Source organism: Streptomyces sp. NPDC002790, assembly GCF_040295505.1.
Classification (GTDB): domain Bacteria; phylum Actinomycetota; class Actinomycetes; order Streptomycetales; family Streptomycetaceae; genus Streptomyces.
Genome location: NZ_JBEOVM010000041.1, coordinates 1 through 12464, shown reverse-complemented (window position 1 = coordinate 12464; position 12464 = coordinate 1). Strand labels below are relative to the sequence as shown.

Below are 12464 nucleotides of genomic sequence, written 5' to 3'. Positions count from 1 at the left end.
GCAGCAGTTGCTCCGCGCTGAAGGCGCTGGCTCCCTCCTCCCACCGCGATAGCCGAGGCTCGCCTGCCTGCGGGCCCGAGGACAGATTCGCCCACGGCAGACGTGAAAGAGCCCCAAGGGACTGGAACCACACCGAAGACCATGTCAACGTACAACCTCCCCGGAAAGCACCAGGTCAGAGACGCCTTCCGATGCGGTTGCCTGCGCGCCGAGCCGGCTTTCGTCTCCCGTCTCACGCCCTGGTCCCTAGCAAGGAGGCCCTCCTGCTAAAAGCCGCTCTGCGATCGGCCCGCGTCACCGCTCCGATCCTCCTGGCGCTCGGCGCCATGAACGCATGGACCGCCCAGACGAACGCCGACTACGCAGCGCTCTCCACAGCCCTGTGCCTCTGTGTCTGCGCCGCCGGCCTTTTCGGAGAGGACCTTGTACAGCGCGGACAACGCCAAGATCTGTTGGTGCTCGCGCACATCGCGGCCCACCCGGGTACGGAGGCCCGAGACATCGCCCGAGCCGTCGGCACTCCCGAGCGCGTCGTGGCTCGCAACCTCAGCCGACTTACCGAGAACGGGCTCGTGGTACTGGTCGAAGATGACGCGCACCCCGCGCTCAAGTCCTACCGGCTCACCTCGTAGCCCTCGGTTGCGCGGCGGACTATAGGCCACGATCCCCGGTTACCGAAACCGGGGATCGTCTGGAGCATTGATGTTGTTCGTATCGGCTGCTTGGCGGTGGACCGGTGCGACAGCAATTCGACGTGCCCCAGATCGGGATCGGCTACTCCCTGGGGAATGTAAGACGAACCCGAAAGGAAGAGCCGTCCCCAGTTCGCTGGATCCTGCGCCCCAGCGATGTCCAGTTCGCCTATAAGGAACCCCGCGTGCACCCTTCCGTGATCAGCCATGCCCTGAAACAAGGGTCTTTCGGCGTGAGGTCGATTGAGATCCCTTTGCAACCCGCTGCGATCATCCGGCGTTTGCGAGGCGTATTGCGATGCACCTTCGCCGAGGTGGCTGTATGAGAGTCGGCGATAGGCGAGATGAACTGATGACTGTCCCCGAAGTGCTAGCCGAGCTAAAAGGGACGTCGCGCCGCACTTTTTACCGATGGCGCGAACTGGGAACGGGCCCATCCGTGCTTAAGCTGCCCAATGGTGAACTGCGGGTCTGGCGCAGCGTTTTCGTGGCATGGCTGCAAGAAAGAGAGGAAGTGGCTTGAAAACGACCGACGTTCGAATATGGGACGTCCGTAAGAAAACCCGTCGAGGCAAGGACACCTACGAGGTTCGGTGGGTTGTCGCTGGACGTGAAGTCTCGCGTTCCCGGCGAACGGTGGGGCTCGCCAACAAGCTGCGCGCTAAACTGCTCATGGCGCAAGAGCAGGGGGAGCAATTCGACACCGAGACGGGTTTCCCGCCCTCGATGGAGGAGAAGGCTGCTGCCCGAACCTGGTACGGCTTCGCCCTCGACTACACCCGCATGAAATGGCCGCACGCCTCGCCTAACTATCGGGACGAGATCAGCGAGGGCCTCACCTGGGTGACCAAGGCGCTTATGCCGCAGCGTCCCGGACGCCCTTCGGAGCAGGCGCTCCACCGTGCACTGCGCGACTGGGCGTTCCTCCTGCCGGGGCCGGGTGACCGCGACCTTCCGCCGGAGGCCAGGGCTGCGCTCGACTGGGTAGAACGCAACACGCCTCCACTGAGTGACCTGAACGATCCAGCCGTCATGCGGACGGTTTTGGACGCCTTGAAGCTGAAACTCGACGGACAAGCTGCTGCCGGTGAGACGGTTAGGCGTAAGCGAAAGACCTTCGTAAATGCTTTGCGGTACGCCACGGAGCTGGGCGAGTTCGATGAAGTTCCCACGAATAGGGTGGCCTGGCAAAAGCCTTCCAAGGTCGTGGAAGTCGACCCGCGCGTTGTATGCAACCCGAAGCAGGCGGCGAATCTACTCGGATCCGTCTCGTACGTCGGCGGATACCACCGGGCGCGAGGCCGCCGACTGGTTGGAATGTTCGCGGGCATGTATTACGCGGGAATGCGCCCAGCCGAGACGGTCGGTGTGACGCTGCAGGACTGCCACCTTCCCGAAAAGGGCTGGGGCCTCGCGAACCTGCACCGAACTCGGCCGGCGGCGGGCAAGAAATGGACGAAGACTGGTGCGGTTCACGATGATCGCGGCCTGAAGAACCGTGAGCCCGAGGAAGTCCGGCCCACCCCGCTTCCGCCGCAGCTCGTCGCCATCTGGCGTGACGGCATCGACACCTTCGGGACTGCTGATGACGGTCGACTGTTCTTCAACGAGCGTGGGGGTTTGGTGGGTGCGTCCACTTACTCCCGGGTTTGGAGTGAAGCGCGGGAGTTTGGTCTTCCCCCCGAGCTTGTCAAGAGTCCGCTCGCCGATCGGCCGTATGACCTACGACACTCTGCGCTTTCCACGTGGCTGAATGCGGGGCTGGATCCGACGGAAGTGGCTGCGCGTGCGGGCAACACCGTGGAGGTACTGCTATCCCGGTATGCCAAGTGCCTACACGGCCGGCACATCATCGCCAACAAGCGAATCGACGATTTCTTTCTTGAATACATGTGATCATGATCACACGTGACGCCCCGAGGCTTCCGCCTCGGGGCGTTTGTTATATCCGGGTTGTTCCAATACGTAGCGCAGTGTCCGGTCCCGCGTATGTCCCGCGAAGGCTGTCATAGGGCTGCTTCCGCTGGCACTTGGCTGCACATAGCAGCAGACCCTCTGATCTGGCGTATGGCCTGATCAGAGGGTCTAAGTGGCACCTGAACTGCGGTGCCCCCGGCAGGATTCGAACCTGCGCACACGGCTCCGGAGGCCGATGCTCTATCCCCTGAGCTACGGGGGCGTGCGCCGCACTGTGTGTGGCGACGGGTAGAACCCTACCAGCTCCTTTGCGGTCCTCAGGAACGGGTTATCGGGCTGGGGGCCGCGTGGTCCGGGTCGCCTGTACGGGGCGGAAGTGGGGAAAACCCGGACGCGGTGGCCGGGGTCGACCTACTCTCGAGTTGTGCCAGGCGCGTCCGGCCGAGTCCTTGTCGTGGACGACAACAAGGTGATTCGGCAGCTGATCAGGGTCAATCTCGAGCTGGAGGGCTTCGAGGTCGTGACCGCGGCCGATGGTGCCGAATGTTTGGACGTGATCGATCAGGTGCGACCCGATGTCGTCACGCTGGACGTCGTCATGCCCCGGCTCGACGGGCTGCGCACCGCCGCCCGGCTGCGGGCGGACGCCCGTACGCGTTCGCTGCCCATCGTCGTCGTCAGCGCCTGCACCCAGTACGAGGTCGAGAGCGGGCTCGATGTCGGCATCGACGCATTCCTCGCGAAGCCCTTCGATCCCAGTGAACTGGTGCGCCTGGTAGGGCAGTTGAGTGAGCAGGGACGCCCGGGGGCGGGTTCCGCCGGTGCCTCCCGGGCGAGCACCGCACGCGCCGTGAGCGCCCCCGACGATGCCGAGCAGGCCACCCGCACCGCCGACGCCTGAGCGACTCCGGCGGCCCCTGCCACCCCGGCTCCCCGTCCGCATCCCGAGACCCTCCGGGAAACCGGGTCGCTTACCCACCCCCCTCCTCCCATACGCTTGTCCCGTGACACCCGCCGAGCTCTCCCGCACCGTCCTGCGCGCCGTCCGCCGCGCGGTCGACGACGGTGAGCTCGACGCTGCCGTGTGCGCGGCGGAGCGGCAGGTCGTGGTCGAGCGGCCGCGGCCCGGCGGGCAGGGCGACTACGCCACGAACGTCGCGCTGCAGCTCGCCCGCGACGCCGGCAGGACTCCGCGCCAGGTGGCCGAGATCCTGTCCCGTCGGCTCGGGGAGAGCCCCGGTATCGCGGACGTCGTCGTCACCGGGCCCGGTTTCCTGAACCTCAGCCTCCACGAGGCCGCGCCCGGCGAACTCGTCGCGCGGATCCAGCGGGAAGGGCCCCGGTACGGGCACGCCGAGGGCCCCACCGGCGAGGTCCTGCGGCTGCACGCCCCCGGTGACGTCCGCGCCCTCGTCGTCATGGACTCCGTCGCCCGCCTCCTGCGCTCCCAGGGCGCCCTCGTACGGACCAGCTGTGCGGGCCACCCCCGGCCCGAGTGGGTCGACGTCCTCGGCGTCGAGGTCGACACGGTCGGCAGCGCCCCCCGTGATGTGGACGTCCGCCCCGTGCCCGCCCCCGCCGACCCCCTGCCGCTCGGCCGCGACGCCGCCCGCTGGGCCCTGCTCCACCCCGCGGGCCACGACCGGCCCCGGATCGGCGCCGAGGAAGAAGGGGGCGCCGAGCACCTCGCCCAGCGCGAGACCAACCCGCTCTTCCGCGTCCGGTACGCCCACGCCCGCACCCACGCCCTGACCCGCAACGCCGCGGACCTCGGCCTCACCGCCGCCACCGGCGACGTACCCGGTCAGGAAGACCTCCTCGCCGCGCTCGCCGACCACCCGCGGATCCTCCGCGCCGCTGCCGAGCAGCACGCGCCCGACCGGCTCGCCCGGCACCTCGTCGGCGTCGCCGGCACCTTCATGGCCTCGTTTCATCCGGTCGTACTGCCGCAAGGCGAGGAGAAACCCTCGGCCGCCCACCGTGCCCGGCTCGCGCTCGCCGAAGCCGTCGGGACGGTGCTCGCAGGCGGCCTGACCCTGCTCGGCATCGACGCACCCGAACATCTGTGACACAGAAGTAGACGAAGAGAGCCATTGCAGCCATGAGCCGTTCCGCCCACCCCGCCGGTCCCCGGCACGCCGACGTCCTGCCCGAGGGCCACTACACCGCCCCCGCCGACGACCTCAACGCCCTCGACCCGAAGGTGTGGGCGCAGACCGTGGCCCGCACCGCTGACGGCGGCGTCACCGTCGGCGGCATCGAAGTCGCCCGGCTCGCCGAGGAGTTCGGCACCCCGGCATACTTCCTCGACGAGGCCGACTTCCGCGCCCGCTGCGCCGCCTGGCGCGACGCCTTCGGCCCCGACGCCGATGTCTTCTACGCCGGCAAGGCGTTCCTGTCGCGGGCCGTCGTGCGCTGGCTGGACGAGGAGGGGCTGAACCTGGACGTGTGCTCCGGGGGCGAGCTCGCGACCGCGCTCTCCGCCGGCATGCCCGCCGAGCGCATCGCCTTCCACGGCAACAACAAGACCGAGGAAGAGATCAGCCGCGCGGTCCAGGTGGGCGTCGGTCGCATCGTGCTCGACTCCTTCCAGGAGATCGCGCGCGTCGCCCACATCGCCGACGGCCTCGGCAAGCGGCAGCGCGTGCAGATCCGCGTCACGGTGGGCGTCGAGGCCCACACCCACGAGTTCATCGCCACCGCGCACGAGGACCAGAAGTTCGGCATCGCCCTCGCCGACGGGCAGGCGGCGGAGGCCGTGCGCCGCGCCCTCAAGCTGGACGGCATCGAGCTCATCGGCATCCACTCGCACATCGGCTCGCAGATCTTCGACATGGCCGGCTTCGAGGTCGCCGCCCGCCGGGTCGTCGGGCTGCTCGCCGAGGTGCGTGACGAGCACGGGGTCGAACTCCCCGAGATCGACCTCGGCGGCGGCCTCGGCATCGCGTACACCAGCGACGACGACCCCCGCGAGCCGCACGAGATCGCCAAGGCGCTGAACGAGATCGTCGGCCGTGAGTGCGAGGCGGCGAACCTCCGTACCCCCCGTATCTCCGTCGAGCCGGGGCGCGCCATCGTCGGCCCGACCGCCTTCACGCTCTACACCGTCGGCACCGTCAAGCCGCTCGAAGGACTGCGGACCTACGTCTCCGTCGACGGCGGCATGTCCGACAACATTCGTACCGCCCTCTACGACGCCGAGTACACCGTCGCCCTCGTCTCCCGCCGCTCCGACGCCGCGCCCATGCTCGTCCGCGTCGTCGGCAAGCACTGTGAGAGTGGCGACATTGTCGTGAAGGACGCGTTCCTGCCCGCGGATGTCGCGGCCGGTGATCTGATCGCCGTGCCGGCCACCGGCGCGTACTGCCGCTCCATGGCCAGCAACTACAACCACGCGCTTCGCCCGCCCGTCGTCGCCGTGCGCGACGGCGAGGCCCGGGTGATCGTCCGGCGCGAGACGGAGGAAGATCTCCTGCGCCTCGACGTCGGATAAATGAAATCTACGTCTCACGATCCGGACCCGGGGCTGAAACCCCGGTCCGGTGGGCGAGACTGGACCCACCGTAGAAGTACCTGAGTAAGTACGTAGAAGGAAACGAGGTCGCATGATGCGTACGCGTCCGCTGAAGGTGGCGCTGCTGGGCTGTGGGGTTGTCGGCTCAGAGGTGGCGCGCATCATGACGACGCACGCCGATGACCTCGCCGCCCGGATCGGTGCCCCCGTCGAACTCGCGGGTGTGGCCGTGCGGCGGCCCTCCCGTGTGCGCGAGGGAATCGATCCCGCGCTGGTGACCACCGACGCCACGGCGCTCGTGAAACGCGGCGACATCGACGTGGTCGTCGAGGTCATCGGCGGCATCGAGCCCGCGCGCACGCTCATCACCACCGCCTTCGAGCACGGCGCCTCCGTCGTCTCCGCCAACAAGGCGCTCGTCGCCCAGGACGGCGAGGCCCTGCACGCCGCCGCCGTGGACCACGGCGAGGACCTCTACTACGAGGCCGCGGTCGCAGGCGCGATCCCGCTGGTCAGGCCACTCAGGGAGTCCCTCGCGGGCGACAAGGTCAACCGTGTCCTCGGCATCGTGAACGGCACGACGAACTTCATCCTCGACGCGATGGACACGACCGGCGCCGGTTACCAGGAGGCGCTCGACGAGGCCACCGCCCTCGGGTACGCCGAAGCCGACCCGACGGCCGACGTCGAGGGCTTCGACGCCGCCGCCAAGGCCGCCATCCTCGCCGGGATCGCCTTCCACACCCGCGTCCGGCTCGACGACGTGTACCGCGAGGGCATGACCGAGGTGACCGCCGCCGACTTCGCTTCCGCGAAGGAGATGGGCTGCACCATCAAGCTGCTCGCCATCTGTGAGCGGGCCGCCGACGGGCAGTCCGTCACCGCCCGCGTGCACCCGGCGATGATCCCGCTGTCCCACCCGCTGGCCTCCGTGCGCGGCGCGTACAACGCCGTCTTCGTCGAGGCCGAGGCCGCCGGGCAGCTCATGTTCTACGGGCCCGGCGCGGGCGGTTCGCCGACCGCGTCCGCCGTACTCGGCGACCTCGTCGCCGTCTGCCGCAACCGCCTCAACGGCGCGACGGGACCCGGCCAGTCCGCGTACACACAGCTGCCCGTCTCGCCGATGGGCGATGTCGTGACGCGGTACCACATCAGCCTCGACGTGGCCGACAAGCCCGGCGTTCTCGCGCAGGTGGCGACGGTCTTCGCCGAGCACGGTGTCTCCATCGACACCGTGCGCCAGTCGGGGAAGGACGGCGAGGCCTCCCTCGTCGTCGTCACCCACCGCGCGGCCGACGCGGCCCTCACCGGGACCGTGGACGCGCTGCGTCAGCTCGACACCGTGCGCGGTGTCGCCAGCATCATGCGTGTTGAAGGGGAGTAGCAGGGATGACCGGAATGACCCACCAGTGGCGCGGCATCATCGAGGAGTACCGGGACCGGCTCCCGGTGACCGACACCACGCCGGTCGTGACACTGCGCGAGGGCGGTACGCCGCTCGTGCCGGCGCGGCTGCTCTCCGAGCGCACCGGCTGTGAGGTGCACCTGAAGGTCGAGGGCGCCAACCCGACCGGTTCGTTCAAGGACCGCGGCATGACCATGGCCATCACGAAGGCCAAGGAGGAGGGTGCGCAGGCCGTCATCTGCGCCTCCACCGGCAACACCTCGGCCTCCGCCGCCGCTTACGCGGTGCGGGCCGGCATGGTCTGCGCCGTCCTCGTGCCGCAGGGCAAGATCGCGCTCGGCAAGATGGGCCAGGCGCTCGTCTACGGCTCGAAGATCCTCCAGGTCGACGGCAACTTCGACGACTGCCTGAACCTCGCCCGCAGCCTCTCCGAGAACTACCCGGTGGCGCTGGTGAACTCGGTGAACCCGTACCGCATCGAGGGCCAGAAGACGGCCTCGTTCGAGATCGTGGACGCGCTCGGCGACGCGCCGGACATCCATGTCCTCCCGGTCGGCAACGCCGGCAACATCACGGCCTACTGGAAGGGCTACAAGGAGTATGCCGCCGACTCGGTGTCGTCCCGTACGCCGCGCATGTGGGGGTTCCAGGCCTCCGGCTCCGCGCCGATCGTGCGCGGCGAGGTCGTCAAGGACCCCTCGACGATCGCGACCGCGATCCGTATCGGGAACCCGGCGTCGTGGCAGTACGCGCTCGATGCGCGTGAGGAGTCCGGCGGCTTCATCGACGAGGTGACGGACCGTGAGATCCTGCGCGCCTACAAGCTGTTGGCGTCCCAGGAGGGTGTCTTCGTCGAGCCCGCGTCGGCCGCGTCCGTCGCCGGCCTGCTTAAGGCCGCCGAGCAGGGCAAGGTCGACCCCGGCCAGAGGATCGTCTGCACCGTCACGGGCAACGGTCTGAAGGACCCGGACTGGGCCGTCGCCGGAGCCCCGCAGCCGGTCACCGTCCCGGTCGACGCCGCAGCGGCCGCCGAGCGTCTCGGTCTCGCCTGAGCCGTACCGCTTCTCCGGGCGGCTTCTCCGGGCGACGCTGACACCTCGTCAACTGGGCTTTTCAGTACAGGGGGTGCACAGGGGGCTTACGACACGCATCGTGCGCCTCCTGTGCGCCCTATGTCGCCACGGAACCTTCCTTCGATAGGCTGTAGCGAACCCGCCCACCGCATATGCCGTGGTGCCGCCGCTGTTTTGTCCATCGCGGCCCGGGTGTCGACCTACGCATCAAAAACATCGGAAGTATCGGAAGTTCTCGAAAACCTCGACTGTCGAAGATCTCGTCGATCTCGTCGGTCAAAGCATCCTTCGGAAGTTCTCGAAACATCCCGCAGCTCAAGGAGAGTCATCGAGCGATGGCCGGTCCCGCGTTCCGCGCCGCCGCCGTCAGGGTGCGCGTCCCCGCCACCAGCGCCAATCTCGGCCCGGGCTTCGACAGCCTCGGTCTGTCGCTGGGGCTCTACGACGACGTGGTCGTCAGGGTCGCCGACTCCGGGCTGAACATCGACATCGCCGGTGAGGGCTCCGAGACCCTGCCCCGCGACGAGTCGCACCTTCTCGTACGGTCCCTGCGCACGGCCTTCGACGCCCTCGGTGGACAGCCGCGCGGCCTGGAGATCGTCTGCGCCAACCGCATCCCGCACGGCCGCGGCCTGGGCTCCTCGTCCGCCGCGATCGTGTCGGCCGTGGTCGCCGCGCGCGCCGTGACCATAGGCGGCGCCGCCGTGCTCGACGACGCCGCACTGCTCGAACTCGCCACCGAGATCGAGGGCCACCCCGACAACGTGGCCCCCTGCCTGCTCGGTGGCTTCACCATCGCGTGGACCGAGACCGGAGCGGGCCGGGCGATCCGTCTCGACGCGGCCGGTTCCATCGTTCCGGTGGTGTTCGTCCCCGGAAAGCCGGTCCTCACCGAAATGGCCCGAGGACTCCTGCCGCGCACCGTCCCGCACGTGGACGCCGCGGCCAACGCGGGCCGGGCGGCCCTGCTCGTAGAGGCCCTGACCAGGCGCCCCGAGCTGCTGCTCCCGGCCACGGAGGACCGTCTTCACCAGGAGTACCGGGCGCCGGCGATGCCGGAGAGCGCCGCCCTTGTGGAGCGGCTGCGGGCCGACGGGGTGCCCGCGATGATCTCCGGAGCGGGGCCGACGGTCCTCGCTCTGGTGGAGGAAGAAACGGCCGACAAGGTCGCCCGGCTGGCCGGGGAGGGCTGGGCGGCGAACCGCCTTGACCTCGATGTCGACGGAGCGAGCGTGCTGCCGCTTGGCTCCTGACATCCGGTTGCCGGATTACGAGAGGGGGAATGTTTGTTGGATCCGGTAGTGTTAACCTCAAGTCTGCACCCGGCCCTACCATGGCGAGGTGCTGTGTGTCCCCGTCAGGGACAACCATTCTTCCGGGAGCCTCCCCAGCGATTCTGTGCATCGTTCTCGCATGTCGAGATGTGGCACTGAAGAGTGGCGAGCACGCTCCGGAACCGGCGTGACCGAGCCGCGTGACACAGAAATCCAGTGCACCCGCGGAATCGGCCAACGCCGTCACCACCGAATCTTCCGCCTCTTCGGCGGACAACCGCCCCGGCACGGTCCGTACAGGCAGGACCTTCGCCGGACAGCACAACCGGTCGCCGAGCCAGACAGGCCGACGTCCGCTCCAGGGAAGGACCCTTCGTGAGCGACACCACCGATCTGATGGGCGTGACTGCCGACAGCTCTGCTGCCGCGCCCGCCGCGTCCTCTGCGGACGCCTCTGCCGCGCCCGCCGGCTCCCGGCGGCGCCGCGGTACCGGCCTTGACGGCATGGTGCTGGCCGAGCTGCAGCAGGTCGCATCGGGCCTCGGAATCAAGGGCACCGCGCGTATGCGCAAGAGCCAGTTGATCGAGGTCATCAAGGAGGCGCAGTCCGGGGGAGGCAACGCACAGGCCGCCCCCGCCAAGAGCGCCGACGCCGCCGAGACGAAGCCGAAGCGGCGGGCCACCTCGAAGGCCCGCACAGGCGAGGAGGCCGCGGCCGACGCCGCGCCCGCGAAGTCGGCCGCCAAGGCGGACAAGGCCGAGTCGGCCGACGCCAAGGCGAAGAAGGCCACCGACCAGCAGCAGATCGAGATCCCCGGCCAGGGTGCCAGTGACGAGCAGCCGGCCGGTGAGCGTCGTCGCCGCCGTGCCACGTCCGAGGCGGGCAGCCCCGAGACGGCCACCGCCGAGGCCAAGGCCGACACGCGGCAGGACAAGCAGGACCGCCAGCAGGACCGTCAGGACAAGCAGGAGCGTCAGGACGGCGGCGACGGCAACAAGGGCGACGGCGGCCAGGACGGCAACCACGAGGGTCGTCGCGACCGCCGTGACCGTCAGGGCGAGCGCCAGGGCGGCGACCGCCAGGGTGGCCGTGGTGGACGCGACCGCGACCGCGGTGACCGCGACCGCCGCGGCGGCAAGGGCGACGACCAGGGCGGCAACCAGCAGGGTGGTGGCCGCGGCAACCAGCAGGGCGGCGGCCGCAACAACCAGCAGGACGACGGCTACGACGACGACGGCAGCGGCCGCCGCGGGCGCCGGGGCCGGTACCGCGACCGCCGTGGGCGTCGCGGGCGTGACGAGCAGGGCTTCGGCAACGAGCCGCAGATCTCCGAGGACGACGTCCTGATCCCCGTCGCGGGCATCCTCGACATCCTCGACAACTACGCCTTCATCCGTACGTCGGGCTACCTGCCGGGTCCCAACGACGTCTACGTCTCCCTGGCCCAGGTCCGCAAGAACGGCCTGCGCAAGGGCGACCACGTCACCGGTGCCGTGCGTCAGCCCAAGGACGGCGAGCGCCGCGAGAAGTTCAACGCGCTCGTCCGCCTCGACTCGGCGAACGGCATGGCGGCCGAATCCGGCCGCGGGCGCCCGGAGTTCAACAAGCTGACGCCCCTCTACCCGCAGGACCGCCTCCGCCTGGAGACGGACCCGGGTGTGCTGACGACGCGGATCATCGACCTCGTCGCGCCGATCGGCAAGGGCCAGCGCGGTCTGATCGTGGCCCCGCCGAAGACCGGCAAGACCATGATCCTGCAGGCGATCGCCAACGCGATCACCATCAACAACCCCGAGTGCCACCTGATGGTCGTCCTCGTCGACGAGCGTCCGGAAGAGGTCACCGACATGCAGCGGTCGGTGAAGGGCGAGGTCATCTCCTCGACCTTCGACCGTCCGGCCGAGGACCACACCACGGTCGCGGAGCTCGCCATCGAGCGCGCCAAGCGCCTCGTGGAGCTGGGTCACGACGTCGTCGTGCTGCTCGACTCGATCACGCGTCTGGGCCGTGCGTACAACCTCGCGGCGCCGGCCTCCGGCCGCATCCTGTCCGGTGGTGTCGACTCGACCGCCCTGTACCCGCCGAAGCGCTTCTTCGGTGCGGCCCGCAACATCGAGGACGGCGGCTCGCTGACCATCCTCGCCACCGCCCTGGTGGACACCGGGTCCCGCATGGACGAGGTCATCTTCGAGGAGTTCAAGGGCACCGGCAACGCCGAGCTCAAGCTCGACCGCAAGCTCGCGGACAAGCGCATCTTCCCGGCGGTGGACGTGGACGCGTCCGGTACCCGTAAGGAAGAGATCCTGCTCGGCAGCGACGAGCTGGCGATCACCTGGAAGCTGCGCCGCGTGCTGCACGCGCTCGACCAGCAGCAGGCGATCGAGCTGCTGCTCGACAAGATGAAGCAGACGAAGTCCAACGCGGAGTTCCTGCTGCAGATCCAGAAGACGACGCCGACGCCGGGCAACGGCAACGACTGACGCTTCAGCCGGATCCAAGGGCCGGGGCCCCCCCCCAGGCCGGGGGGGCGCCCCCCGGGAGCTGGGGGGTGCGCCGACCAGGGGGGGCACCGGGGGCCGAGACAAACA

10 protein-coding genes and 1 tRNA gene are annotated in these 12464 nt (G+C 69.1%); 10 read left to right on the top strand and 1 reads right to left on the bottom strand.

What is annotated here, in order from left to right; genetic code table 11:
* Positions 1-326: 326 nt before the first annotated feature.
* From ABT004_RS19775 to ABT004_RS19765, 3 genes are all read left to right on the top strand, one after another.
* Positions 327-632, top strand: coding sequence for a winged helix-turn-helix domain-containing protein (locus ABT004_RS19775; RefSeq protein WP_351338383.1), 306 nt, complete (start codon positions 327-329; stop codon positions 630-632).
* Positions 633-1044: 412 nt separating this feature from the next.
* Positions 1045-1215: a helix-turn-helix transcriptional regulator gene (locus tag ABT004_RS19770; RefSeq protein ID WP_351338380.1), complete on the top strand. Its 171-nt coding sequence runs from the start codon at positions 1045-1047 to the stop codon at positions 1213-1215.
* A complete protein-coding gene (locus tag ABT004_RS19765) occupies positions 1212-2588 on the top strand; it encodes a tyrosine-type recombinase/integrase (protein ID WP_351338379.1) in 1377 nt (458 codons plus the stop codon). The genes ABT004_RS19770 and ABT004_RS19765 overlap by 4 nt, the downstream gene beginning before the upstream one ends.
* Positions 2589-2799: 211 nt before the next feature.
* On the opposite strand, the gene ABT004_RS19760 is transcribed toward ABT004_RS19765, so the two are convergent.
* Positions 2800-2871 (bottom strand) — tRNA-Arg (locus ABT004_RS19760).
* 114 nt (positions 2872-2985) lie between these two features.
* On the opposite strand from ABT004_RS19760, the gene ABT004_RS19755 reads away from it, so the two are divergent.
* From ABT004_RS19755 to rho, 7 genes are all read left to right on the top strand, one after another.
* Positions 2986-3510: a response regulator gene (locus ABT004_RS19755; protein ID WP_451190640.1), complete on the top strand. Its 525-nt coding sequence runs from the start codon at positions 2986-2988 to the stop codon at positions 3508-3510.
* A 103-nt stretch (positions 3511-3613) separates the two neighbouring features.
* Positions 3614-4678 carry an ArgS-related anticodon-binding protein NrtL gene (nrtL, locus tag ABT004_RS19750; protein WP_351338373.1) on the top strand — a complete coding sequence of 355 codons (1065 nt, stop codon included), beginning with the start codon at positions 3614-3616 and terminating at the stop codon, positions 4676-4678.
* 32 nt (positions 4679-4710) lie between these two features.
* Positions 4711-6102, top strand: a complete 1392-nt coding sequence (lysA, locus tag ABT004_RS19745) for a diaminopimelate decarboxylase (RefSeq protein ID WP_351338371.1) — start codon at positions 4711-4713, stop codon at positions 6100-6102.
* Positions 6103-6214: 112 nt separating this feature from the next.
* Positions 6215-7507 (top strand): homoserine dehydrogenase, encoded by a 1293-nt coding sequence (locus tag ABT004_RS19740; protein ID WP_351338369.1) that lies wholly within the window; start codon positions 6215-6217, stop codon positions 7505-7507.
* Positions 7508-7521: 14 nt separating this feature from the next.
* On the top strand, positions 7522-8580 hold the full coding sequence (thrC, locus tag ABT004_RS19735; protein ID WP_351338470.1) for a threonine synthase: 1059 nt from the start codon (positions 7522-7524) through the stop codon (positions 8578-8580).
* 356 nt (positions 8581-8936) lie between these two features.
* On the top strand, positions 8937-9854 hold the full coding sequence (gene thrB / locus ABT004_RS19730) for a homoserine kinase (RefSeq protein ID WP_351338366.1): 918 nt from the start codon (positions 8937-8939) through the stop codon (positions 9852-9854).
* A gap of 396 nt (positions 9855-10250) precedes the next feature.
* Complete coding sequence (rho, locus tag ABT004_RS19725) at positions 10251-12356, top strand: transcription termination factor Rho (protein WP_351338364.1); 2106 nt, start codon at positions 10251-10253, stop codon at positions 12354-12356.
* Positions 12357-12464 lie beyond the last annotated feature (108 nt).

Excerpts from the sequence above, each read along its gene's own strand:
- ABT004_RS19775 (WP_351338383.1), top strand. The coding sequence starts at position 327 with ATGAACGCATGGACCGCCCAGACGAACGCCGACTACGCAGCGCTCTCC.
- ABT004_RS19770 (WP_351338380.1), top strand. The coding sequence starts at position 1,045 with ATGACTGTCCCCGAAGTGCTAGCCGAGCTAAAAGGGACGTCGCGCCGC.
- lysA (WP_351338371.1), top strand. The coding sequence starts at position 4,711 with ATGAGCCGTTCCGCCCACCCCGCCGGTCCCCGGCACGCCGACGTCCTG.
- ABT004_RS19740 (WP_351338369.1), top strand. The coding sequence starts at position 6,215 with ATGATGCGTACGCGTCCGCTGAAGGTGGCGCTGCTGGGCTGTGGGGTT.
- thrC (WP_351338470.1), top strand. The coding sequence starts at position 7,522 with ATGACCCACCAGTGGCGCGGCATCATCGAGGAGTACCGGGACCGGCTC.
- thrB (WP_351338366.1), top strand. The coding sequence starts at position 8,937 with ATGGCCGGTCCCGCGTTCCGCGCCGCCGCCGTCAGGGTGCGCGTCCCC.